22 protein-coding genes are annotated in these 24,619 nt (G+C 40.9%); 17 read left to right on the forward strand and 5 right to left on the reverse strand.

Features of this window, described 5'->3' with window-relative positions; translation table 11 throughout:
• Positions 1-235 precede the first annotated feature (235 nt).
• On the forward strand, positions 236-1,837 hold the full coding sequence (locus PUND_RS15460; protein ID WP_010388704.1) for an isocitrate lyase: 1,602 nt from the start codon (positions 236-238) through the stop codon (positions 1,835-1,837).
• Positions 1,838-2,809: 972 nt separating this feature from the next.
• Here PUND_RS15460 and PUND_RS15465 read toward each other — a convergent pair.
• From PUND_RS15465 to PUND_RS15475, 3 genes are all read right to left on the reverse strand, one after another.
• Positions 2,810-4,834, reverse strand: coding sequence for a S9 family peptidase (locus PUND_RS15465; protein ID WP_010388703.1), 2,025 nt, complete (start codon positions 4,832-4,834; stop codon positions 2,810-2,812).
• 154 nt (positions 4,835-4,988) lie between these two features.
• On the reverse strand, positions 4,989-5,729 hold the full coding sequence (locus PUND_RS15470) for a 5-oxoprolinase subunit PxpA (protein ID WP_010388702.1): 741 nt from the start codon (positions 5,727-5,729) through the stop codon (positions 4,989-4,991).
• 1 nt (position 5,730) lies between these two features.
• Positions 5,731-7,542, reverse strand: coding sequence for a glycoside hydrolase family 3 protein (locus PUND_RS15475; RefSeq protein WP_010388701.1), 1,812 nt, complete (start codon positions 7,540-7,542; stop codon positions 5,731-5,733).
• Between the two features lie 255 nt (positions 7,543-7,797).
• Here PUND_RS15475 and PUND_RS15480 point away from each other — a divergent pair, with 255 nt between their 5' ends.
• From PUND_RS15480 to PUND_RS15540, 13 genes are all read left to right on the forward strand, one after another.
• Positions 7,798-9,360 (forward strand): sensor domain-containing diguanylate cyclase, encoded by a 1,563-nt coding sequence (locus PUND_RS15480; protein ID WP_010388700.1) that lies wholly within the window; start codon positions 7,798-7,800, stop codon positions 9,358-9,360.
• Between the two features lie 95 nt (positions 9,361-9,455).
• On the forward strand, positions 9,456-10,109 hold the full coding sequence (locus tag PUND_RS15485) for a thermostable hemolysin (protein ID WP_010388699.1): 654 nt from the start codon (positions 9,456-9,458) through the stop codon (positions 10,107-10,109).
• Positions 10,106-11,584 carry an AMP-binding protein gene (locus tag PUND_RS15490; protein ID WP_010388698.1) on the forward strand — a complete coding sequence of 493 codons (1,479 nt, stop codon included), beginning with the start codon at positions 10,106-10,108 and terminating at the stop codon, positions 11,582-11,584. Before PUND_RS15485 ends, PUND_RS15490 begins: the two co-directional genes overlap by 4 nt.
• Positions 11,577-12,266: an iron-containing redox enzyme family protein gene (locus tag PUND_RS15495; protein ID WP_010388697.1), complete on the forward strand. Its 690-nt coding sequence runs from the start codon at positions 11,577-11,579 to the stop codon at positions 12,264-12,266. The genes PUND_RS15490 and PUND_RS15495 overlap by 8 nt, the downstream gene beginning before the upstream one ends.
• Complete coding sequence (locus PUND_RS15500) at positions 12,263-13,033, forward strand: SDR family oxidoreductase (protein ID WP_010388696.1); 771 nt, start codon at positions 12,263-12,265, stop codon at positions 13,031-13,033. Before PUND_RS15495 ends, PUND_RS15500 begins: the two co-directional genes overlap by 4 nt.
• Positions 13,034-13,046: 13 nt before the next feature.
• A complete protein-coding gene (locus PUND_RS15505; RefSeq protein ID WP_010388694.1) occupies positions 13,047-13,694 on the forward strand; it encodes a tetratricopeptide repeat protein in 648 nt (215 codons plus the stop codon).
• Between the two features lie 11 nt (positions 13,695-13,705).
• Complete coding sequence (locus PUND_RS15510; protein ID WP_010388693.1) at positions 13,706-14,365, forward strand: response regulator; 660 nt, start codon at positions 13,706-13,708, stop codon at positions 14,363-14,365.
• A 62-nt stretch (positions 14,366-14,427) separates the two neighbouring features.
• Complete coding sequence (locus PUND_RS15515; RefSeq protein ID WP_010388692.1) at positions 14,428-15,729, forward strand: ATP-binding protein; 1,302 nt, start codon at positions 14,428-14,430, stop codon at positions 15,727-15,729.
• Positions 15,722-16,075, forward strand: coding sequence for a cupredoxin domain-containing protein (locus PUND_RS15520; RefSeq protein ID WP_010388691.1), 354 nt, complete (start codon positions 15,722-15,724; stop codon positions 16,073-16,075). Before PUND_RS15515 ends, PUND_RS15520 begins: the two co-directional genes overlap by 8 nt.
• Positions 16,062-16,802, forward strand: coding sequence for an FTR1 family protein (locus PUND_RS15525; RefSeq protein WP_010388690.1), 741 nt, complete (start codon positions 16,062-16,064; stop codon positions 16,800-16,802). Before PUND_RS15520 ends, PUND_RS15525 begins: the two co-directional genes overlap by 14 nt.
• Positions 16,799-17,512: a hypothetical protein gene (locus PUND_RS15530; RefSeq protein ID WP_010388689.1), complete on the forward strand. Its 714-nt coding sequence runs from the start codon at positions 16,799-16,801 to the stop codon at positions 17,510-17,512. The genes PUND_RS15525 and PUND_RS15530 overlap by 4 nt, the downstream gene beginning before the upstream one ends.
• A 261-nt stretch (positions 17,513-17,773) precedes the next feature.
• Positions 17,774-17,983, forward strand: a complete 210-nt coding sequence (locus tag PUND_RS15535) for a cold-shock protein (protein WP_008467029.1) — start codon at positions 17,774-17,776, stop codon at positions 17,981-17,983.
• A 236-nt stretch (positions 17,984-18,219) separates the two neighbouring features.
• Positions 18,220-18,945, forward strand: a complete 726-nt coding sequence (locus PUND_RS15540) for a substrate-binding periplasmic protein (protein WP_235575559.1) — start codon at positions 18,220-18,222, stop codon at positions 18,943-18,945.
• 491 nt (positions 18,946-19,436) lie between these two features.
• On the opposite strand, the gene PUND_RS15545 is transcribed toward PUND_RS15540, so the two are convergent.
• Positions 19,437-20,660, reverse strand: a complete 1,224-nt coding sequence (locus tag PUND_RS15545) for a NupC/NupG family nucleoside CNT transporter (protein ID WP_008110735.1) — start codon at positions 20,658-20,660, stop codon at positions 19,437-19,439.
• 17 nt (positions 20,661-20,677) lie between these two features.
• A complete protein-coding gene (udk, locus tag PUND_RS15550; protein ID WP_008110733.1) occupies positions 20,678-21,307 on the reverse strand; it encodes a uridine kinase in 630 nt (209 codons plus the stop codon).
• Between the two features lie 192 nt (positions 21,308-21,499).
• Here udk and PUND_RS15555 point away from each other — a divergent pair, with 192 nt between their 5' ends.
• The 3 genes from PUND_RS15555 to PUND_RS15565 all read left to right on the forward strand — a co-directional run bounded on the left by PUND_RS15555 (position 21,500) and on the right by PUND_RS15565 (position 24,601).
• A complete protein-coding gene (locus tag PUND_RS15555) occupies positions 21,500-22,717 on the forward strand; it encodes a phosphopentomutase (protein ID WP_008467026.1) in 1,218 nt (405 codons plus the stop codon).
• 66 nt (positions 22,718-22,783) lie between these two features.
• Positions 22,784-23,485 (forward strand): purine-nucleoside phosphorylase, encoded by a 702-nt coding sequence (gene deoD / locus PUND_RS15560; protein ID WP_010388686.1) that lies wholly within the window; start codon positions 22,784-22,786, stop codon positions 23,483-23,485.
• A 372-nt stretch (positions 23,486-23,857) separates the two neighbouring features.
• On the forward strand, positions 23,858-24,601 hold the full coding sequence (locus tag PUND_RS15565; protein ID WP_010388685.1) for a ferredoxin--NADP reductase: 744 nt from the start codon (positions 23,858-23,860) through the stop codon (positions 24,599-24,601).
• The last annotated feature ends 18 nt before the right edge of the window (positions 24,602-24,619 follow it).

The raw sequence follows: 24,619 nt of genomic DNA on the forward strand, positions 1-24,619 counted from the left end.
TAAAATCCTTAAACGGTCCGACAGAGTGCATTTTTTATATGCGTACACTTACCATATCGCAAAAAAGTTACTTTGAATGCTTTTTAGTCATTCACTATATGTATAGCCGTAATAACAACTATAAATTTACTAAATCTAAAAAGTAAGCCTAATGTTTAATTAAGCGCTACAGAGCTAACGCAATGTAGTCACTCTCTCAACAATAAATATTAATACCCGTTCGAAGGACTTTATTATGACAACATATCAAGGCGAAACAGATACACTAGCAACACTATGCCAATCACAAGGCAGTGCATGGAAAACTATTAATCCTGAATACGCAACTCGCATGCGTTTACAAAATCGTTTTCGCTCTGGTGTTGATATTGCACAATTTACTGCTGACATTATGCGTGAAGACATGGCTGCATACGACAAAGACACAAGTCAGTACACACAGTCTTTAGGTTGTTGGCATGGTTTTACTGCGCAACAAATGATGATGGCAATCAAGCGTCATCAAAAAACAACTAAACGCAGTTACGTATACCTAAGTGGTTGGATGGTTGCAGCACTTCGCTCTGAGTTCGGCCCACTTCCAGATCAAAGTATGCACGAGAAAACATCAGTACCAGCACTTATCGAAGAAATCTACACCTTCTTAAAGCAAGCTGATGCACGTGAACTTGACCATTTATTTAACGAGCTAGACGATGCAAAAGCAAACGGCGGCGACGTTCAAGCAGTGCTTAATAAAATTGATAACTTTGAAACGCATGTTGTGCCAATCATTGCTGATATTGACGCAGGTTTTGGTAACGAAGAAGCGACTTACCTACTTGCTAAAAAGATGATTGAAGCGGGTGCTTGTGCTATCCAAATCGAAAACCAAGTATCAGACGCTAAGCAATGTGGTCACCAAGCAGGTAAAGTTACCGTTCCTCATGAAGACTTTTTAGCTAAAATTAATGCAGTACGTTACGCGTTTCTAGAGCTAGGTATTGATAACGGTATTATCGTTGCGCGTACCGATTCTCTAGGTGCAAGCCTAACGCAAAAAGTACCGGTTTCACAAAAACCAGGTGACTTAGCAAGCCAATACAATGCATTTTTAGAAACAACACCGGTAAACAGTGTTGATGATTTAAATGAAGGCGAAACGGCAATGAAGCTTAATGGCCAACTTTGTAAGCCTACACGCCTAGATAACGGTTTATACCAGTTCCGCGAAGGCACTGAGAAAGACCGCGTAGTACTAGATTGTGTTACTAGCTTACAGTCAGGCGCTGATTTACTGTGGATTGAAACAGAAAAACCACACGTAAAACAAATTGCAGAGCTGGTAAATCGCGTTAAAGAACAAGTTCCAGATGCTAAATTAGTATACAACAACTCACCGTCGTTCAACTGGACGCTTAAGTTCCGTGAGCAAGTATACCAAGAGTGGCAAGAAGCAGGTCGTGACCTTAGCGCTTACCCAAGTATAGATGACAATAAAGCGCTTATGGCTCCAGAAATGGATGCAACAGAGCTTGCTGCAGCTGCAGACTTACTGGTACAAAACTTCCAACGCGATGGTGCGCGTGAAGCAGGTATTTTCCATCACCTAATTACATTACCAACGTACCATACAGCAGCATTAAGCACTGATATTCTATCTGAAGGTTACTTCGGTGACTTAGGTATGTTGGCTTATGTACGTGACGTACAACGTCAAGAAATCCGTCGTGAGCAAGCGTCAGTTAAGCATCAAGACCTTGCAGGCTCTAACATTGGCGATACGCACAAAGAGTACTTCTCTGGCGAGAATGCACTTAAAGCCGGTGGTGAAGCTAACACTATGAACCAATTTTAATTCAACTAGATAGTGTTACTTAAGGGCCACAAGGCCCTTTTTTTATGCCTACATAAAGGCAAAATTTAATAGATCAGTATTTTACTAGCTAGTTACTCAGGGATGCAATGCAGCTTAAAAGTGTAAATAAATTTAAAGGATGTTTATGCTCGGCTGCGAGGGCTTTATGTTGATTACGCTTTAACACGGGTAAGCACAATAAATTACCCGCTTTTTACAGCATATAGATCAGAGTTTAACTAGGGTCTGTTGACCTTTCAAGGTTAAATTTGCAGCAGTCTGTTTGGTAGTTAGGCAAGGCAGAGCCTATGTGGTGTGGTTCTTCCCCATAAATAGGCGATAACGCAGCATCAATGCCAAACAGGCGTTGCCCAAAGGGTTCTGCCTAGGGGCGATTTACTCTTTGTTGCTCGGTTTTTACTTAGCCCACTAGGTTACAAACCTCGCGCCGCGATTAAACCGCCCATAGTTTGAACAAATTTTAATCCGCAAAGGTCAACAGACCCTAAGCTACTAAAAGCAGATCACGATTTAACTAGCTAGTTGAAATACAGATCAGGTTTTAACTAACAAGGTTAAAAACAGCCATTACCTTCATTATTAAGGGTCGATTTGCCTTTCTAATCCTCAATTTGAGCATCTAAACGCTTAATTTAAAGGTTTTTAACTGGGGTTTAGAAAGTAATAAACCGATTTTTTACTAACTGTCGCACCTTATAAAACATTTTTTTACTAACTGAGGGCTTATAAACAGTGACTCAAACCGAATTTTTACTAACTCAAAGGGGCTGAGTTAGTATAAACCGAATTTTTACCAACTCAGTTTGAAGCTAAGTCCGATATTTAGCTAAAGTATGTAAGGGATTACTCACATTATTGCTGTAAAGGGGGTTTACACTTGTGAGCTTCGAGCTTCGAGCTTCGAGCTTCGAGCAACGAGCTTGTATAGTTCGTCACTCATAACTCTACGTTTTATTTCGAATGCTTATCAAACCACCACTGAATGTAAGCCACTTTAGTCATTAAATTTGATGGACGGGCAGTTATACCATGTGAAGCGTTTGGAATGCGCACCATCGCGGTATCAACCCCCTGTAATTTTAAGGCTTGATAAAACTGCTCTGTCTCTGAAATTGGCGTACGATAGTCTGCTTCACCAGTCAGAAGCATGGTTGGGGTTTTAACATTGCCAACATAACTGATTGGTGAGCGCTTCATGTAATGCTCAATATGGTCCCAAGGTTTACCTGGAAACCAATAATCGGCAAAAAACGGATAGAAGTCAGCAGTTAGTACAAAGCTGATCCAATTAATCACAGGCTTAGCAACAACAGCAGCAGCAAAGCGATCCGTATGGCCTACAATCCACGCGGTTAATACACCGCCGCCAGAGCCACCGGTAACGAATAATTTAGACTTATCAATAAAGCCTTTATCGATTAGCGCGTCAACGCCAGTCATTAAATCATCGTAATCATTGCTTGGATAATTATGGTGAATGGTTTGCGCAAACTCTTTACCGTACGAGTCACTGCCTCGTGGGTTCATGTATAAAACGACATTTCCTTTAGCGGCAAATAGTTGTACTTCGGCACTAAAGTGAGGGCCATAGTTAGCAACAGGGCCACCGTGAATTTCAAGCACCAGTGGGTATTTTTTTGATTTATCAAAACCCGGAGGGTAAGCAACCCAGGCTTGTATTGGTAACTCGTCGTGGCTTGATTTTAACCATAGCTCTTCAACCTTAGCGAGCTGCTTAGTTTGTAGTGCATCTGAGTTCAAATCGGTTAAACGCTTTATTGAGCCACGCTTTATTGTTGCAACATCAGCTGGACGCTGAGTATCAGCCAGTGTAAATGCAATATCGCCATTTTCACTAATATCAAAATCACCACCAGAATAAGGGCGCCCAAACGCCACACTACCTATTTGTTCGGTAATCACCTTACGTTTACCGCTTCGAGGTTGATAAGCAAGTGCGGTTTGGCCTTCATCGGCATAACTAAAATAGAGGCCTTTTGAATTTGCGCTCCACTTTATTTGGCCAACGCTGCGATCGAAATCGCTAGTCAGGCTTTGAGTATCGCCAGTTTTCAAATCACGAATATAAAGCTGAGTATTTTCATAGTTAGTGCGCTTGTCGTCGTAGCCAGTAAAAGCAAGGTACTGACCGTTTGGTGAAACCTGAGGTTGTTGATCTGGCCCATTACGGTCGGTCAGTGGGGTGATCTTTAACGTGCTTAAATTAAGTTGGTACACTTCACTATTGGTAGGCTTGAGCGCATGTTCAGCGTGTCTATTAGCTGAAAAATAAAGTGATTCGCCGTTTTTACTAAAGCTTACACCCCCATTGTAATCAAAGTTATCGTCAGTGAGTTGCTGTGCATTGCCGCCATTCGCATTAAGAGTAAATAGCTGATTAAACCCTTTTTGACTATAGCCACTGCCATCTGCACGGTAGTAAACATCGTCAATAAATTTAGCTGGCTCTGCCCAGTTAGCACCTTTAGGTTTGCCAGGCAAACTGACAGGAGGTGAGCTTATTTCAGGAACAAACATACTAAACACTAGGTGTTTAGAATTAGGTGACCAAGTTATTGAGCGAGGTGCATTAGTAAGGTTACTAATTTTTGCCACAGCTCCAGTTTTAAGCCACTTCATGTATATTTGATTACTGCCATCTCTGTTAGAGATAAACGCAAGGCGCTGCCCATCGGGTGACAACACAGGCGAGTAGTCCATAAATACACCTGATGTTAAGGGCTGCAGTTGTCCTGTGTTGTAATCAACAGACCAAATATTACCGACTTTGCGATCGGTTTTAATATCCATGCGGTTACGAACGAAATACACTGTTTTACCGTCTTCGGTGATGTCTATTTGGTTGGCATATTCTAAGTTGAATATATCTTGAAGTTGCAATGTGTGTGTATTGTCGTTTGCGCTGGCAAAAAGGCTTACGCTAAATATAAGACTAAGTACTAAAAACTGTTTCATTATTAATCCCTGTTGTTAACTTATGAACAGTTATAAGTGAGGGATTATTAAATTAACAGCACAATGCGATGAAGCCCATAATTAACTCTATGATTGCATTAATTCAGTGAGGTTACAAAAGCTGTAAAGGGGGTTTACAGCTTAATCTGTATTTTTAACTTGAACTATTGGCTGAGCAAAGCGCTTTTATCTCTTCAATAATTGCAATGCCTTGGGGGTTATCGCCATGCACGCAGATGCTGTCAGCAACTAGTTTCAACGATTTTCCAGATTGAGTAGTTACACTGTTACCGGTTAAAAGCTGTTTAACCTGAGCTAATAATGCGTCTTTGCTATGCACACTGCCCGGTATATTTCGTGCTACTAATTGCCCTTGGTCTGTGTATTGCCTGTCTGCGAACGCCTCTAATATCAGTGTGAGCCCAAGGTGCCATGCCATTGTTTGATGTAGCTTGGCATCGGCTGTGGCGAGTATCATCAACTTTAAGTTAGCAGGGTAACTGGCAACCGCACCCATAACAGTGGTAAGCAATTGCTGGTTGTTCATCATGTCATTATACAGCGCACCATGGGGTTTTACATAGCTAAGGGTTAGCCCTTGTACTTTTGCCATGCCATCAAGGGCAGCTATTTGATAATGCAAACATTGAGTGAGCTCAGCCACACTCATACTCATTGAGCGCCTACCAAACCCTTGTTTATCAGGGTAGCTTGGATGAGCGCCAATCATAACATTATGTTGTTTAGCTAGCTTTAGGGTATGCGCCATTACACTCGAATCACCAGCATGAAAGCCACAAGCAATATTTGCCATATCAATATGTGGCATAACGTCGTTATCAAGGCCCATTTGCCATGCACCAAAGCTCTCGCCTAAATCACAATTAAGTTTCATATTAATGGCTCTTCGATTGTTTAATAGTGACTGGTAACTGGCCTTTTGCAGGGGCTTGGCCAAATAATACTTTTGCCAGTGCAGTAAAAGCAGGCCCAGACACCAGATCGTTTTTATCTACATCAATATTGTAGGCGTATGAGGCAAGTACTGCATCAGCATAGTTACCAAATTGAGCAATATCATACGGTGCTCGCAAACTAATAAATACCGTTGGAGTGTTTTTTTGTTTAGCCATTTTTAGTAATGATTCAAGCGCTTTGGGTTGCTCTGCGTTATTTAAGGCAAAGTTTGGGTTATCGGCTAAATCATCCATACCGCCAATTTCCACGGCACTTTGGTTCGGCGTTGCATTGCCAGCAATAACAATACTTGCTTGGTTTATGTTGCGCTGCGCTTCATCTGGGTCAAAGCCCTGTAAGCTGCTGCAACTAAAACTGAGTGGTTGTGAACTTAACGCACTAATTGCTTGTTGCATTGCCATGCACTTGCGGGTGTCAGGCATAATAATATGAATATGCTGATCAGCGCCAAGTTTAAGCGGCAAGGTATTATTGTTATTTTTTATTTGGGTAATTGCCGCTAATGCCAGGGATGCTTCTAATTCACGATGTGCTTTATTACCAATAATGTGTTTTGCATTAGCCAATGCATTAATGGGGTTAGGCAAAGCGTTTAATTTAAACTTACTTTTAAGCGAGGTAATACGCTGCGTCGAATGGGCAATTTCATGTGCGTCTAGTTGCCCTGTTTTAACCGCACTAATTAAAGAGTCAATGAGCGCATCAAGCTTATTTATATCCTCAGGCGTTCTAATTTCTATTGGCATTAGCGCTATATCAACCCCAGCTGCAAAAGTGTTTACAACTGCTTGGGTAGGGCTGAAAAAATGACTTATACCGGCCATATCCAGTGCATCGGTTACCACTACGCCTTGATAGTTAAGCTCTTTACGAAGAATATCGGTCATGATTTTACGCGACATGGTCGCGGGTTTTATCATTTGCTTACCCTCTACATTGGTTAATGTACTGCTATCAAGCTCAGGGTATTGAATATGCGCGGTCATTATCATCCCAGGACTATGCTGCTCAATAATGTGTTTAAAGGGCGCTAAATCTTGAGCGTAAATAGCTTCTTTTGAATGCATCACTTTAGGTAAGCCTGTATGGCTATCTACATTGGTATCGCCATGTCCTGGAAAGTGCTTTATAGCGCTAATAATCCCGTTTTTTTCAAATTCACTAACTTGTGCCGCACCCATTACCGCTACTTCGTCGGGGTTTTCACTAAAAGATCGTACATTAATGACCGGATTGTCAGGATTCATGTTCACATCAACCGTTGGCGCATAATTTACATTAATGCCAAGCGCTGAGAGTTCAGTAGCCAATACGTTCGCCGTTTGGGTTGCGAAATAAGTGCCATGCTCAGGGTAAGTTGCGCCAATTGACATATTACCGGTGAATGAGGTTGCCACATCGCGAGGTAAGCGAGCAACGCGTCCGCCCTCCTGGTCAATAGAAATAAACAGCGGTAAGCCTGATTTTGATGCAGATGCAGCTTGTTGTAGTTGCTGATTAAGGCTAATAATTTGTTCGATGCTTTGGGTATTTTCAGAAAACAAAATTACCCCGCCAATATCATAACGACTAATTGCTTTTGCAAGAGTGTCGGGCAATTTGGTTAATGGCGTTCTGCAGCGTTTACTACTGCCTTGGTCACAAAAATAGCGTAAATCGAGCATGAGCTTTTGCCCAAGTTGCTGTTTAAGTGACAGCGCAGAATCGGCAAAAGAAGATTTTATTGGCATGAAACATCCGATTAAAAAAAGAGAAGACGATAACAAGTACTTATTTAGCAACACACACCCCAAGGCTAAATAAAAATAAAGTGCACGCAGCTTAACTATTATTGAGCTTAACTGCAAAACCCAGCAAATATAAATCGTATGATTTAATTATCCTTAAAATAACAAAAATTAGGCCACTTAGTTCTATTTATGTATTATATTAATTGTGTATGCAGTGCATAGCAGTCGTTTTTATTTGCTTAGGATGATATTAAGTTGCGTTTTCGATTACCATTTACTTTTAACCTCAGGCAATTAATTCTTTTGTTAGCTATGCCCGCTGCAGCTGCTATTTTGTTTAGTGGTTTATATATTAGTTATCAGGTTCAAAAAGAACGAGTTATTGAAGATACCCTGCAAAGTAATCATGTATTTGCTAGTAAGCTAGCTTCAGCAACTGAGCACTTTTTAGCAGCAGCAATGCAGCAACTTGAGTTTTCAGCCAGTATTATTGCTGAAGATATTACCAACACTGAGTTACTCCAAGCTGAAACCAACCGCCTTTTAGAGCAAACTCAGAGTTTTAATTCGGTTGCTATCAATATGCAAGGTGTGGTTAAAGCAGCTTCACCTGTGTCTTTAAATATAATTAATAAAACCGTTAATTCAGTCCACTCTAAGCAGGCTCTTAAATCGCAGCAGCCGCAGGTTAGCCTGCCTTACATTTCGCTGGCTAATAATTTAATTATTGTTGTCTCCTATCCTCTGTTTGATCTGGCAGGGAATTATTATGGTTATATTGGCGGTAGCTTTTACTTAGAGCAGCAGAGTATTTTAAATGCCTTGTTAAAACAGCATAGTTACGATGGCGGGGCTTACTTTTATGTGGTTGCTGATAACAAAACCTTACTTTACCATCCTGATTCTAAGCGCATTGGCGAGCAAGTATCTAATAACCCAGTAATAGAGCGAGTGTTGCAAGGTGAACGTGGTTACACTCGGATTTTAAATGGTCAAGGAACAGCTATGCTTGCTGGGTTTGCGCCCGTTAAGCTCGCGAATTGGGGGATTGTTGCCCAGCGAAGTGAAGCGACAACACTTGCAAAACTAGATACTTTTCAAGGGCAGGTGCTTAAGCGAATGTTACCCATAGTACTCATTACTTTTTTATTAATTGCTATGTTAGCTCACTATATTGCTAAGCCATTAAGACTGTTAGCCGATAGCGCTAACTTATCAACCGATAAGAAAAACGTAGAACACCTCAAAGGTATTAAGTCTTGGTACTTTGAAAGTCAGCAGCTTAAACATGCAATGCTAGAAGGCGTTCATACTTTGCAATCGCAAATGGGGCAATTACGTCAAGATGCACTCACCGATCCGCTAACTGGCGCGCATAATAGGCGGGGCTTAAACATATTGCTTGAAAACCTAATGGATAAGCAAATACCGTTTGCTGTGCTTGAAATTGATATCGACTTTTTTAAACGGGTTAATGATACGTTTGGCCATGATACGGGTGATGAAGTATTAAAAAACCTTACTCATATTATACAGTCGTTATCGCGCAAGCATGATATTGTGGCACGCACTGGTGGAGAAGAGTTTTTACTGGTGTTGCCAAACGAAAATAGTGATAGTGCATTTGTTATTGCTGAGCGTTTACGCAACCAAGTAGCCACCACATTGATGGCAAAAGTAGGCTATATAAATGTATCGATTGGTATCGCTACTTGGCCACAGCATAGCGATGATATTAACCAAGTATATAAATGCGCTGACAAAGCGCTCTATCACGCTAAAGAAACGGGTCGTAATAAAAGTGTGATCGCCAGCTAAAATTAAATTTATTTTTAAAAATTAACTTACCTTAAGTTTTATTTAAGTTTCACTGATTAAATTTTATCTATAGATTTAATACAGGCGATGCTTATATGCAACTAGCTCAACATCATTCCTCAGCTGCGCTGTTTCAACAGCCTTTTCATTTTGTTAGTGCTACACAAAGTGATAAACACCGTCAGCGCCTTGAAGATACAGTAAAACAAGGCTTTTTCGCTGCGTATAATGCAAGCCTAACCTCATTTATGCCATTACTCTGTCAGTATAAAACTGTGCAAGGGCATTGCACATTAGGGCTCAGAAACGCTACTTCCCCTTTATTCATTGAACAATATTTAGCTGCGGCCATTGAACAATTTTTACCACCATGCACACCGCGAAATAAGGTGTTTGAGCTAGGTAACCTTTGCTCAACACATCGTAAAGCCACGCTATCTCATTTTATTATTGTAAATGAAGCTTTGCGCGGCTTTGGCGCGAGCTACTTAGTGTTTTGCGCTACCAAAAAAGTACGCGCCTTACTGCGCCTACTAGGTGTTACCTGCAACGAAATTGCACTGGCTAATAGCACTGTAGTAGATCAGCCAAAGAGCTGGGGTAGCTATTATGAGAATCAGCCTACGGTGTGCATTGTTAATTTAGCGCAGGCACATCAGCAAGTACTTAACACACCCATGCTGTTAAATATTAAACAGCAAAATACACAACAAATTAATGCCTTGATGACTGCGTTGGAGAGCATATGAGCCTATTAAATAATATTAATAAGGTAGCGAATGAGCCTGTGGTTGTTAGTTACTTAGCCAATAAAGTGATGCCTATTAGCGTTTTGGAGTTACAACAAGAAACTAATAAGCTGACAGCTATTTTTAACGCTTTAGATTCTGGTGCAATTGCCTTCCAGCTTGATAATACTCCAGCTTGGCTGGTTGTTGATGCCGCAACCAGTGCTGCAAACAAGGTTGCGGTGCCTATCGCCCATTTTTTTAGTCAGCAGCAAACACAGTATGTGCTAGCGCAATGCGGTGCGCAGTTTTTTATTAGTGATATGCCTCGTCATTCGCTTGGTAAGCATTCATTGTCGGTAACATTATTTGAGCATTATACCCTTTATATTTATCAGCTCGATGCGATTGAGCCCGTGGACTATTTTACTGGTACGCAAAAAATTACATTTACTTCAGGTTCTACTGGTGAGCCAAAAGGGGTGTGCTTATCAACACAAAGCCAGATGCAGGTAGCTCAGTCATTATATGAGCAAATAAACATTAGTAACCCCGTGCATTTATGCTTACTTCCGCTGCCAGTACTATTGGAAAATATAGCGGGTGTGTATGCGCCTTTGTTAAGTGGCGGTTGTGTACATTTAATGCCGCTAAACGAATTAGGTTTTGTTGGCTCAGGGTTAAAAAACCCTAACAAACTCATTGGTGCAATCGATAGTGTAAAACCTAACACCCTTATTTTAGTACCTGAGTTATTAACGTGTTTAGTTGCCTTTGCAAAACAAGGCTGGCAGCCACCAAAGTCACTTAAGTTTATTGCTGTTGGCGGAGCACGGGTTAGTGAATCTTTAATTTTAACTGCACGAGAATATAACCTACCGGTTTATCAAGGTTATGGTTTGTCTGAGGCTGCTTCAGTAGTGAGTTTAAACACCCCCAACTATGACGACATAAATAGTGCTGGTGAAGTATTAGGGCACGTTGAAACGAAAGTTGAAAATGATGAGTTATTTATTAAAGGGTCGTTATTTTTAGGGTATTTAAATCAAGCGCCGCATAACCCAAATATCTGGTACGCCACTGGCGACTTAGTATCTAAGCGTAATAATAAGCTGTACATAAAAGGGCGAGTAAAAAATCTGATCATCACCAGTATGGGGCGTAATGTTAGCGCCGAATGGCCTGAATCATTAATTTTAAGCCAAAGTGCGATACAGCAAGCGGTGGTGTTTGGTGAAAGCCAGCCATTTTTAAGCGCGCTTATTTATGCGGCTCCCGGATTTAGTGATGAGCAATTAAAAGCACATTTAAAAACAGTAAACCAGCAACTTCCTGACTACGCACAGATTAAAAAGTGGCACCGTTTAGCCCAACCTTTAAGCGAGCAGCAAGGGTTATTAACCGCTAATAATCGCCCTAAACGAGCGGCAATCAGTCAGCACTACAGCCCTATTTTTGAACAGTTTTACCGACTTGGAGAAGTGATCCATGAGTGATTTTTTTAATACATTAAAAGCACAAACTCAAAACGAGCGTGAGTACTTATTAGCTGCGCCAATTATACAGCGTGTATTTTACGGACAAGCAACGCTTGAAGAGTATGCCTCGTTTTTAGCGCAGGCTTATCATCATGTAAAACACACCGTTCCTTTAATGATGTCACTTGGCGCACGTTTAACTGATGAGCAAGAATGGTTACGTGAAGCGGTAGCTGAATATATTGAAGAAGAAATTGGTCATCAAGAGTGGGTGCTAAACGACATTGCAGCCTGTGGGTTTGATAAAGAATGTGTGCGCCATAGTCAGCCACAATTCGCCACTGAAATGATGGTGTCGTATGCCTACGATAGTATTGCACGTAAAAATCCGCTTAGCTTTTTTGGCATGGTGCACGTATTAGAAGGGACCTCAATTGCGCTAGCCGACGGTGCCGCATCAAACATAGCAAATGCAGTAGGACTTCCTAAAAAAGCGTTTAGCTATCTAACCTCTCACGGCGCGCTTGATATAGAGCATGTTAAGTTTTTTGAAAACCTAATGAATCAAATTACCGACGAGGCGGATCAGCAGGCTATTTTACATGGCGCAAAATGTTTTTACCGTTTGTACGGCGATATTTTTCGCGCTTTAGACGACGAGCCGTTTTTTAAAGCATCAGCACAAGAGCAACACGCATGAATACCGGCTTATGTGTATTAACTGGTGCGACAGGTGGAATTGGTCAAGCCATTGCCAAAACACTACACGGCCAAGGTTGGCAACTACTCTTGGTGGGGCGAAATAGTGATGCCCTCAATACGCTAAGTAGCCAATGTCCCGGTAGTATGGTTTTTGTGGGGGATTTAAAGGTTGCCGAAAACATGTTGGCACTCGCCATTAAAGCCAAAAAATTAGGGGGCGCTAAGTTACTCATAAACAATGCAGGCATTAATGTAATGCAAAGCTTAAGTGCATCGAGTAGTGAGCAAATTGATAATCTACTGAGCACTAATTTAGCCGTCCCTATGAAATTATGTCAGCTGTTTTTAGCGCAATTGCATGCGAATAAAGGCTCCATAGTTAATGTTGGGTCGTCATTTGGCAGTATAGGTTACCCATATCAAACACTTTACTGTGCTAGTAAGTTCGGTTTACGTGGTTTTAGCGAAGCGCTATCACGAGAGCTTTCAGATACACCCGTTAAAGTTAGTTATTTAGCACCAAGAGCAACCGATACAGATATTAATGATGCACAAACACGAGCAATGAATAAGGCGTTTGGTAATCAAATGGACTCCCCGCAGTTGGTGGCTGATGAGTTAGTTGCGTTATTAAACTCAAATAAAACCAGACGATTTATTGGTTTTCCTGAGAAACTTTTTGCACGTATCAATGGTGTTTTTCCACGTATTGTGGATAACGCAATTGCTAAACAGCTCCCTAAAATAAAACAGTTTTTAGGTTAATAGAGGATTTATTATGAAAAAATTTACTTTAGTAGCTTATTTAAGCATTGTTAGTGTGTTTTCATCGTCGGTATTTGCAGACGAACAAAGCGATTTACTCGCTATTCAACAGCAGTGGGCTGTCGCTAATTATGAGCTTAAAGATGATGCACAAATCAAAGCCTTTACTCAACTAAGTGAGCAAAGTGCTCAATTTATTGAAAGCTACCCTGATTCAGCAAATAGCTATACGTGGAACGGCATTGTACTGGCCAGTTTTGCTGGCGCAAAAGGCGGGTTAGGGGCGCTGGGCTATGCTAAAGATGCAAAAGCGTCATTAGAGCAAGCCCTTAAAATAGACGACAGTGCTTTAGGTGGCTCAGCGTATGCCAGCCTAGCAACCTTATACAGTAAAGTACCGGGGTGGCCTATTGGTTTTGGTGATGATGACACCGCCGACAAGTTTTTTAAGCAAGCGCTCGCTTTTAACAAAAAAGGCATTGATACTAACTACTTGTATGGTGAGTTTTTATATGACGAACGTGAATATGAGCAAGCTAAAGCCCATTTGTTAGTTGCGCAAGCAGCAGGTATTCGTGATACTCGTGCTAAAGCTGATAAATATCGTCAACAAGCAATTAGCTCTTTATTGGCTAAAGTAGATAAAAAACTAAAGAGATAGCAAAATAAACAATGCATTTATTATTAGTTGAAGATGATAATCTTGTGGCGCAAGGGCTTTGCCGCTCATTGCGCCAAGAAGGCTACAGTGTAGAGCATAGCGCAACGGTTAAGCATGCATTGCAATGCTTAGGCAGTGGTGAAATAGAGTTGGTTATACTTGACCTAGGTTTACCCGATGGTGATGGTTCACAAATTTTAAAGCACATAAAAGCGCAAAAAAAAGTGATTCCGGTGGTTATACTAACTGCACGAAGTAGCATAGATGACAAGGTGCAAGGGCTTGATATGGGCGCTGATGATTATTTAGCTAAGCCATTTGAACCAGCCGAATTATTTGCTCGTTTGCGCGTAGCAAGCCGACGAGTAAATCAAGCTCAGTCGAGTTTATTACAGTGTGGTGAAGTGACTATGGACACGTCAGCGCATAGTGTCACACTCAGCGATGAGCTGCTTTCTCTGCCACGAAAAGAATACATGCTGCTAAAGGCACTATTGGAAAACCAAGGTCGCGTGCAATCTAAACAGCAGTTAGAAAATAAACTCTATCAATGGGGTGAAGAGGTTGGCTCTAACACCATTGAAGTGCATATTCATCACCTACGAAAAAAATTCCCCAGCGATTTTATTAAAACTCTCCGTGGTATTGGTTATGTCGTGGGAAAGAGATAGTTCACGTGATTAAAACGCCCCTAGATTGCACAAACTTGAATTTACAAAGGTAACCATACTCTATGTCAATTCGTAAGCGTTTAACTCTTATTTTACTATCAATGATGGTGTTAACGTGCTTTTTAGCTTTAGTCAAAGGCTACCAAAAAAGTATGAGCCATGGTGAGCAACTACTTGATAGTGAGCTAAAAGTAGTCGCTGGAGTGTTGATGCAACAGCCTTTATCTATAAACGCCATGGCGCCAAAAATGCAAGAAAGCGCCCAGTTACTGTATCAAATTTGGCAAGCTGGTGAGCTCCTTAGTGGCTCTGACGAATTAAATCTTGATTTGAACCAGTATCAAGCGGGTTTTCAAACGCTTAATATTGCAGGGCAGCGAATGCGGGTATTCGTTTTTGTCACTTCTTTACGCACCGTGGTTGTTGCCGAGCCGATTGCTAAGCGGTTTGAACTTGCCGAGGCGGTGATTTTATCAGCCATGTTGCCTATGCTTTGGGCGGTTCCTTTGCTTGCGCTATTTATTAGCTTTTTTGTTAAATATGCACTGGCACCATTAACCCGTTTATCAAAACAGTTAGCTCTGCGCCAAGCAAATGATTTCACAGCGATCAATTGGCAGGTGACTGATGAAGAGATAAAACCGGTGATCAGCCGCTTAAACGATTTATTTAAACGCGTAGAAACCGCCTATTTACGAGAGCGTTTTTTTGCCTCTGATGCGGCACATGAATTACGTACTCCCCTGAGCAGTTTAAAAATTAATGTGCATAATTTGGCTGCTCAACAAGGGGATAACCAAGAATTACAAGCCATGACTCAAGGTATTAATCGACTGTCCAATATAGTAGAGCAAATGCTAATACTAGGGCGTACTCAGCCAGAGCAGTGGCAAAAACAGTTTAAGGAGCAATCATTATTAGCGATCACGCAAGAAGGTGTTAGCCAGTTGTATGAAAAAATAGAGGCTAAAAACCACACTATCAGTCTTGAGGGAGATGACTTTATCATTAACGGTGATGAATTTACCTTAGTGACGTTGATTTCAAACCTACTTAGCAATGCCATAAAGTACGCACCAGCTAATGGACAAATAAAAATAACTCTAAAGCAGATGCACAAGCAGCGTATTTGGCAAATAGAAGACAGTGGTCCAGGTATGACGGACGATCAAAAACAACGGATATTTAATCGCTTCTATCGTGTTGGCGGTGACCAACACCCTTCGGGTGAACAAGGTGCGGGTTTAGGCATGGCAATAGTGCAGCATATTATTGCTATTTATCGCGCTGAAATTCACTTAACGGATAGTGATTTGGGTGGCTTAAAAGTACAGGTAGTTTTTGCAGGAGCTAAATGTGATTAAACGACTTATTAGGCCTTACTTATATTGTTGTGTATTTTTATCATTTAACGCCGCCAGTAAAGACTATCTTATTGTACTTAAAGATCATTTGTTTTACCCCGCAGAAATCGTCGTGCCGGCCAATAAAAAGGTACGCTTGTTAATCGAAAATCAAGATAGTACGCCTGAAGAGTTCGACAGTTTCGATCTCAATCGAGAGAAAGTACTTTACCCTAAGCGCAAAAGCGTTATTTATATCGGGCCGTTAATCCCTGGGCGCTATGAATTTTTTGGCGAGTTTTCGCCCAATACGGCGCGTGGTGCTGTCATAGTGACTGAAAAGGAGCGTTCTAATGCTAATAACTAGCCTAGTGATGAGTCTAAACCAGTTACTGCCGGTGGCCATTTTACTTATTTTACTCCAAGTTGTAGCCAAGCAAAGTTTAATGAAATTGCTGGGAGGGCTTATTTTAGGGATCGGGCTTTCATTTTTGTTTGTAAAAAGTGCGCCGTTAATTAGCCCCTTGTTTGACTATCAGGGTTTAGAATATGCCCAAATTGGTTTGTGTATTTTAATTTTTATTAGTGCACTGTACTACGCCATTAAACAAGCAACAGCTGCTTTTATGATTGCGATTATCAGCGTAATGACACTTTATTTAAGTCACTACATTATTTACCTGATTGGCTTTTGGCAAAACAACGAAGCGGCACAAAGTTTATTTATTGGCACTTTTTTAGGTTTGGGAATATGCAGCAGCTTTAGCGTGTTGTTGTATTTTTTATTGAGTGCAATCAAACAGCGCTTTGGACTTACCCCTTTATTGGTATTGTTAGCATTAAATAGTGCGGCAAAACTAGTTGTGGCGCTTGATTTGGCGAGCCAAATTGATTTGATAGCAACAACGGTAACCGTATGGGATTTACGTGCCATTTTAACCGAAAACTCAGAGTTTGGACGAGTATTGCGCGCTCTGATTGGTTATGAGGCTACGCCTAATTTAACCAGTGTTTTAAGCTATGCGTTGAGCAGCGTGTTATTTTTATCTGTTTGTTATTTTATTCCTAAATCAATAACTAAGGAAAAACCATGAAAGCAATAAACCTATTTGCAGCCACTGTATTAATTGGTTTTTGTTTATTAATACCTAAGCTGGCTTATGCTGATGGCATAGTAGTAGATAAAGTTTATCACCCGTATGTGTTGCCGTTTGAGCGCGAGCTAGAATGGCGGCTTGTGTCGCATCAAACTGATAGTGGTAATATTTTAGCGCAGCGCGTTGGCTTAGGCGGCGCAATAAACGACACCATGGCATTGGAAGGCTACATCGTGGGTGAGCGCGATGATAACGGTGACTTTGGCTTGCAAGCGTATGAGTTAGAGCTTCGTTGGCAGTTAATAGAGCAGGGCAGGCTATGGGCTGATTGGGGCGCGTTATTTGAATTTGAAAAACAGCATGACGCCGACGCATACGAAGCAACCTCTGGTTTTGTAATTGAAAAAGAGTTTGGTCGTGCAAGCCTCACCATGAATGCTTTTTTAGTATACGAATGGGGGCAAGATATAGAAAACGAATGGGAAAGCGAGTTTAGAGCGCAATATCGCTACCGGTACTTGTCTGCTTTTCAGCCCGCGGTTGAGGTTTATCTTGGTGAAGACTTTGTGGGTATTGGCCCTGGGTTTATAGGCTTGCACCGCTTTGATGGACAAAAACAATTAAAGTGGGAAGCCGGTTTTATTACTGAAATCAGCCAGTCAGAGAAGAATCATAGCTTTAGAATGGCGTTAGAATTTGAATTTTAAGCCGCCTAAACAAGTGCTTAACATGTAAAGTGGGTTGCGAGGGTTATTTTATTAATTAAATCGCGTAAAGGGTTGACTTGTCACAGTAACTCTATATAGTAGGCCGCAGCTAGAAAGAAAGCATGATAATTTATAAATCTCCATTTCGTTGTTGTATAAGTAATACTTGTAGTACCGTCCTGAAGTTTTTAAGTACCATCTCATTTTTTGCTACACCGCCCATTAGGGCACAATTTAATTTTTTATATCAGGAATAATACTATGTCTAACATCGTATCAGGTACAGTTAAGTGGTTCAACGAGTCTAAAGGTTTTGGTTTCATCGAGCAAGAAAACGGTCCAGACGTTTTCGCACATTTCTCAGCAATCAAAAGCGAAGGTTTCAAAACTTTAGCTGAAGGCCAACGTGTAGAGTTCACTCTTTCACAAGGTCAAAAAGGTCCTCAAGCTGATAACATCACAGCTCTATAATTTTACTTTTTAAGTAAAATGAAAAAAAGCGCTTAAGGCGCTTTTTTTGTGCCCAAAATTTAAGAACATCCCACCACCGCTTTAACATTCCCGTCATTTTATTTCTATTTACGTCATCTGCTATTTTAACATTACAAACAGCGTTATAAATTAATAGTCTCAACGAGTTTTCTAGGTTAAAGTTATTACTTAAATCATAGGGGGTGTGTATCTATAAATTTATACTATTAGCTTTTGTGCTGTTATTTAGCCAAAAAATTCAGGCTGCTGAGCCTAAACTGGTTATTTATACCGAAAGTTTTCCTCCGTATAACTTTCAAGATGGCACTGGCCAATTGGTGGGTATCAATCATGACATAGTAAAAGATACCTGTGCCCGTGCAGCGCTAGAGTGCGAGTTTATAATGCTACCTTGGAAGCGTGCTTACCACTTAGTGCAAAGTAACCCGCAGTCAGCCATTTTTTCTTTGGCAAAAACGCAAGAGCGAGAACCTCTTTTTAAATGGGTTGGACCCTTGGTGTCAAATCAAACCTATTTTTATAAATTAAAAACCAGTGAACATATTGTCATGGACGATATCACCCAAGCTAAGAACTATTCGTTAGGCATAGTGCGAGGCGATATTTATGAAATGCTGGTGCGTCGACTTGGGTTTGTAGCTGATAAAAACTTATTGCTATTTAGTGAAGCAGACTCATTTATGCGTTTGTTTTTTAAAAAACGTATCGATTTAATTATTGGATCTGACTTTACCATAGGCCATCAAACCGAACCATTTGGCTACTCTAGAGATGATTTAGTAAAGCTTAAACAAATTCATGTAGATGAGCTAAAAGGCAATTATATTGGTTTTAATAAAGCTGCTTCACCTGTGGTTGTAGAACGTTTTAATCAAGCTCTAAAGCAACTTAAAGCTGAATCTGAGTATAAACCTTACATTAACCGTTACGTTAAAAATTAAATTCATCGCTATCCGACATCATAGTTGAACGCATAGCATTTCACCGCTAGTTAGCCTCTGGGCCACTTCTTCTGATGACTTTAACACTTTGCCTGTGCTGAATTTATACCAATCCGAAATAATACTTAATCATTTTACGGGGGTAAACGTGTCGCTACCTGCGTTAAAAAATTCTCATTTACGACTGCATGGATGCAGAAGGTAGAGCAATGCAGGAGTTATTGCCGAGAACAACTAAATAGCAAATTTTCTGCCTTGCTATCAATACGTTTTCCAGCCTCAAAATAGACTACTTAACTAAGCGAATTGGTATTAATCGTAGAGAGAACGTGAGAATTAACGAAGATATTAAAAGGGTTTAAAGTAGGGGGGCTAAAACGATAAAAGGGCCTTGCGGCCCTTGGTGAAGTATCGTTCAAGTCAGATAGTGCTTTAACCCCTTAAAGCGCTATCCTATTGTTTTGCAACAGATGGATCATCTCATTAAGTTTCTAAGCTAGCGAGAGGAAAAACCCAGCAATTGCTGCGCTCATAAGGTTAGCCATAGATCCTGCTAACACTGCTCTGAGCCCTAAGCGTGCGATATCCTTTCGCCGACTAGGCGCCATACCGCCTAATCCACCTAGTAAAATGGCTATCGATGATAAGTTAGCAAAGCCACACAATGCAAAAGTAACAATTGCTTGTGTATGCGCACTTAACGTATCGCGATAATTTATAAAGTCTAAGTAAGCAACAAACTCATTTACCACTAACTTTTGACCAATAAAGCTGCCGGCTATAATTGCCTCATTCCACGGTACTCCTAGTAACCATGCAACAGGGGCAAATAAGTAGCCTAAAATTTCTTGTAGCGTTAATGTAGGGTAATCAAACAACCCACCAATACCGCCTAATAAACCGTTTAATAAAGCAATTAACGCAACGAAAGCAAGTAGCATTGCACCTACGTTAAGTGCCAACTGCATACCGTTTGCTGCGCCTGATGCTGCTGCATCAATAACATTAACCGGTTTGTCATCGCCTAAATCTATCTCGGCTAAATCATCTTTAGGTGTTTCTGTCTCTGGCACTATCATTTTTGCCATTAAGAAACCACCTGGTGCCGCCATAAAGCTGGCTGCAATTAAATACTTAAGGTCAACACCAATAATCACATAACCGGCCATTACAGAGCCTGCTACGGTGGCTAAACCACCAACCATTACGGCAAACAATTCCGACTTGGTCATGGTTGCAATAAACGGTTTAACAATTAAAGGCGCTTCAGTTTGACCAACAAAAATATTTGCTGTGGCTGAAAGCGACTCGGTGCGTGAGGTTTTCAATAATTTTTGTAAACCGCCACCCAAAATTTTAATAATCCAATCCATAATGCCTAAGTGATATAACACAGCAACCAACGCTGAGAAAAACACAATAACGGGCAATACTTGAATTGCAAAAATAAACCCTAGCGTATCTTGCGAAGCTAATGGGCCAAATAAAAAGCTAATTCCATCGTTGGCATAACCAATAACCGATGAAACGGCGCGAGACATACTCGCTAATACATTTTTGCCTGCTTCAAAAAACAGTACAAATCCGCCGATAATCACTTGCATTAAAAATGCGATACCCACGGTTCTTAGTTTTATTGCTTTGCGATTAGTTGAGGCTGCAAAGGCAATGCCTAGTAGCACCATCATGCCTACTAAGCTCATAAATGTTGTCATACAAACGTTTCCCGTTGTTATTCTTGTAAAATGTACTTTATTTTACTTTTTATAATATCAATCGCAACGCGATTCATACCGCCTCGAGTCACAACTAAATCAGCGTTATGCTTTGAAGGCTCAATAAATTGATAAAACATCGGTCTAACAGTTGCTTGATATTGCTCAACAACAGATTGTAATGTTCTGCCTCTTTGTTCCATGTCGCGTTGCATTCGGCGCATTAAACAAATATCTAGCGGTGTATCTATAAACACCTTGATATCAAATTCTTTATTAAGCGCTTTATCGCTCAGTAATAAAATACCTTCTACAATGAGTATTTTAGCCGAAGCCACACGGCGTGTTTTATCGCTGCGTGTATGTTGGGCATAATCATAAGTTGGTACTTCAACAGAGTGGCCATTACGAAGTTGTGTTAAATGCTCAAGCATTAGTTCGTGTTCAAATGCATCAGGATGGTCGTAATTCGTTTGCGTACGATGTGCCATCGGCAAATGCGATTGATCCTTGTAATAAGCATCTTCTTCAATAATGGCGATAGCGCCTGGTTCAAGCTCATTTACCAATTCATTATAAATTGTTTGGCTAAATAGAGATTTGCCGGACGCCGATGCGCCTGCAATAGCTATAATAGTTCGTGTCACTAAAGTTCTCACCCACACAGAAGGATATATTGTTGGTAGATCACAATAGCAAAAAAGACACGATTAATCTCTTTTGCTTCGCTTAAGAGTGCAAATTTATAATGTTTAGGTTTTATGAAACAGGACTTATGTCCTGTACGGAAAAATCGAAGAGCAGATAAAGTAACCACCTAGAACAGATGTGAGGTCACAATGGCAAGAGCAATTATCTTAATGGCGGATAGTTTAGGAATTGGCGCAGCACCCGATGCAGATAAATTCGGTGATGTAGGTGCTAATACATTCGCACATTTACTCAAGGCATATTATGACGAAACTGGCAGTAAGCTTTCGCTTCCTAACCTTTCAAAATTAGGGTTAGTTGATGCATGTGAAGCCGCTGGTAAAGAACCCTGTTTAATTGCTGACCGAAATGAGCCACAAGGTGCATGGGGTTATGCAAAAGAGCTTTCAAGCGGTAAAGACACGCCATCGGGTCATTGGGAAATGGCTGGTGTGCCAGTGTTATTTGATTGGGGATATTTCCCAAAAACACAACCGAGTTTCCCACAAGAATTTGTAGACGAGTTTATTGCTCGTACAGGTATTCCGGGCATTTTAGGCAATTGCCATGCATCGGGAACCACCATTTTAGAGCAGCTAGGTGAAGAGCACGTAAAAACAGGTAAACCAATCTGTTACACCTCAGCTGACAGTGTGTTTCAAATAGCCGCGCATGAAGAATCATTCGGCCTAGAGAAGCTTTATCAAGTTTGCGAAATCGCACGGGCGCTGCTTGATGAAATGAATATAGGACGAGTGATTGCGCGGCCATTTTTGGGTTCAAATAGTCAAGACTTTGCCAGAACCGGTAATCGTCGTGATTATTCAGTATTACCGCCTTCGCCAACATTGCTTGATGTACTTGCAAAAGACGGTGGCGAAGTAATCAGTATTGGTAAAATTTCAGATATTTATGCGCACCAAGGCATTACCCAAAAGCATAAAGCGCCAGGGTTAATGAACTTGCTGGAAAAAACCAGTGAAGTGATGGCCACTGCGCAGGATCACAGTTTAATTTTTACCAATTTAGTTGATTTTGATGAAAAGTTTGGCCATCGCAGAAATCCTGTTGGCTATGCCAAAGCGCTAAAAGAGTTTGATGATTACTTACCAACTATTTTAGATCAGCTAAAGCCTGATGATTTATTAATGATCACCGCCGATCATGGCTGTGACCCGACCTTTCCAGGGTCAGAGCACACTCGTGAGTATGTGCCAGTTATTGCTTATCAGCCAGGAATGAACAACACGCCACTGGGTGAACGCAATAGCTTTGCTGATATCGGTCAAACACTTGCGCAATGGTTTAACTTAAAAGCGTTAGAATATGGTGATGGCTTTATTGATAAGCTGAACACAGTTAAATAACTTAAAAATACGCTACTATATTTTTAAAGTAATAGGGCTTTTAGCCAAACAAAAGGAAAACAATCAATGAGTACTCCGCATGTCAGTGCAAACGTAGGTGATTTTGCCGAAACAGTATTAATGCCAGGCGATCCGCTACGCGCACAATATATTGCTGAAAACTTTTTAGATGATGCAGTGCAAGTAACTGGCGTACGTAACATGTACGGCTTTACTGGAACTTACAAAGGTAAGCCAGTGAGCATTATGGGTTCTGGCATGGGCATTCCTTCAATGTCAATTTATGCTCGTGAACTTATTGTTAGTTTTGGCGTTAAAAATATTATCCGTATTGGTACCTGTGGTGGTATTGGCAGCGATATTAAAATTCGCGACGTAATTTTTGCACAAGGTGCAAGCACAGATTCTAACGTGAACCGTGCCCGCGTTCGTGGTACTGACTTTGCAGCGATTGCTAACTTTGATTTACTTTTAAACGGCGTTAATGCGGCTAAAGATTTAGGCATTGATGCAAAAGTAGGTAACGTATTTACTACCGATACTTTCTATCAAGCAGACGACACTTTCTACAAAGACCTAGACAAACTAGGTGTACTTGCTGTTGATATGGAAACAGCTGGCCTATACGGCGTAGCAGCAGAGTATGGCGCAAAAGCAATGGCATTATTTACCGTAAGCGATCACGTGATCACCGGCGAAGCAACACCTGCAGATGAGCGTCAAACCACGTTCAACGAAATGGTAAAAATTGCATTAGAGTCTATCTAGTCTTAAACAGTTCCTTGGTAACGTATTCACTAAGTTTTGGAGACACGCCCAAAGTGAAGTGAGACTAAACCCCCAAAGCCGCATTTTATGCGGCTTTTTTTATGCCTGAGATTTTGATGCGAGCTTCGGGCTACGGGCTACGAGCTTTATGTTCCTAGGTTTTAGCACTAGCTCGTTGCTCGATACTCGAAACCCGTTGTTTTCCCATTTATTTCCCTGTCAGTATTTATAACTTAATGCTAATGTTTAAGTTATAAAATTTGCCTTTAAAATGAACAATTTTAAAGTTTTAGCTGATAGCTGATAGCTGATAGCTGATAGCTGATAGCTGATAGCTGATAGCTAAAACACGTCTTAAACTCTGGAGTAACTATGTCTAATTGGATTGATGCGACAATAAAGTCAGTCAAATGGTGGAATGAATCGTTATTTAGCATAACCGTTCACGCCGATGTAGAGCCGTTTAAAGCAGGGCAATTTACAAAGCTCTCTATTATGGACGGTGATAAACGTATCGCTCGCGCCTACTCTTATGTTAATGCACCACAAAGTCCTGATTTAGAGTTTTACCTCATCAATGTGGTTGATGGTTTACTATCTTCTCATTTAGCCACACTCAAACCAGGTGACACCGTATTAATAGAGCGCCGAGCAACTGGCTTTTTTACTCTAGATGAAGTGCCTGCGAGTGAGCAATTGTGGATGCTTAGTACAGGCACAGCTATTGGGCCATTTTTATCAATGTTACAGCAGAGCGAAGTATGGGAAAAATACAAACACATAAATTTAGTGCATGGTGTACGGCAAAATAGCGATTTAAGCTATCAGGAGCTTATTAACAAACTAATAAAATCACATCCTAGTCAACTCAACTATATTCCGGTTGTTAGCCGTGAGGTGCCTTTACAAGGCTTAGCAGGCAGAATTACCACTGTGATTGAAAATAATGCTTTATATGAGCACGTGGGGTTATGCGCTACACCAAAGAACGCCCAATTTATGCTGTGTGGTAATCCGCAAATGGTTAAAGACACCACAGAGTTATTATTGACTCAAAATTATAAGCGTAATCGTCGAAAAGAGCCGGGACATATCACGGTTGAGCAGTATTGGTAGCTAGCTATAACGTTATAA

This window comes from Pseudoalteromonas undina, from assembly GCF_000238275.3.
Taxonomy (GTDB): Bacteria; Pseudomonadota; Gammaproteobacteria; order Enterobacterales; family Alteromonadaceae; genus Pseudoalteromonas; species Pseudoalteromonas undina.

Bases quoted from the DNA above. Each gene is read 5' to 3' on its own strand.
- PUND_RS15460 (WP_010388704.1), top strand. From the start codon at position 236: ATGACAACATATCAAGGCGAAACAGATACACTAGCAACACTATGCCAA.
- PUND_RS15465 (WP_010388703.1), bottom strand. From the start codon at position 4,834: ATGAAACAGTTTTTAGTACTTAGTCTTATATTTAGCGTAAGCCTTTTT.
- PUND_RS15470 (WP_010388702.1), bottom strand. From the start codon at position 5,729: ATGAAACTTAATTGTGATTTAGGCGAGAGCTTTGGTGCATGGCAAATG.
- PUND_RS15475 (WP_010388701.1), bottom strand. From the start codon at position 7,542: ATGCCAATAAAATCTTCTTTTGCCGATTCTGCGCTGTCACTTAAACAG.
- PUND_RS15485 (WP_010388699.1), top strand. From the start codon at position 9,456: ATGCAACTAGCTCAACATCATTCCTCAGCTGCGCTGTTTCAACAGCCT.
- PUND_RS15490 (WP_010388698.1), top strand. From the start codon at position 10,106: ATGAGCCTATTAAATAATATTAATAAGGTAGCGAATGAGCCTGTGGTT.
- PUND_RS15495 (WP_010388697.1), top strand. From the start codon at position 11,577: ATGAGTGATTTTTTTAATACATTAAAAGCACAAACTCAAAACGAGCGT.
- PUND_RS15500 (WP_010388696.1), top strand. From the start codon at position 12,263: ATGAATACCGGCTTATGTGTATTAACTGGTGCGACAGGTGGAATTGGT.
- PUND_RS15505 (WP_010388694.1), top strand. From the start codon at position 13,047: ATGAAAAAATTTACTTTAGTAGCTTATTTAAGCATTGTTAGTGTGTTT.
- PUND_RS15510 (WP_010388693.1), top strand. From the start codon at position 13,706: ATGCATTTATTATTAGTTGAAGATGATAATCTTGTGGCGCAAGGGCTT.
- PUND_RS15515 (WP_010388692.1), top strand. From the start codon at position 14,428: ATGTCAATTCGTAAGCGTTTAACTCTTATTTTACTATCAATGATGGTG.
- PUND_RS15525 (WP_010388690.1), top strand. From the start codon at position 16,062: ATGCTAATAACTAGCCTAGTGATGAGTCTAAACCAGTTACTGCCGGTG.
- PUND_RS15530 (WP_010388689.1), top strand. From the start codon at position 16,799: ATGAAAGCAATAAACCTATTTGCAGCCACTGTATTAATTGGTTTTTGT.
- PUND_RS15535 (WP_008467029.1), top strand. From the start codon at position 17,774: ATGTCTAACATCGTATCAGGTACAGTTAAGTGGTTCAACGAGTCTAAA.
- PUND_RS15545 (WP_008110735.1), bottom strand. From the start codon at position 20,660: ATGACAACATTTATGAGCTTAGTAGGCATGATGGTGCTACTAGGCATT.
- PUND_RS15555 (WP_008467026.1), top strand. From the start codon at position 21,500: ATGGCAAGAGCAATTATCTTAATGGCGGATAGTTTAGGAATTGGCGCA.
- deoD (WP_010388686.1), top strand. From the start codon at position 22,784: ATGAGTACTCCGCATGTCAGTGCAAACGTAGGTGATTTTGCCGAAACA.
- PUND_RS15565 (WP_010388685.1), top strand. From the start codon at position 23,858: ATGTCTAATTGGATTGATGCGACAATAAAGTCAGTCAAATGGTGGAAT.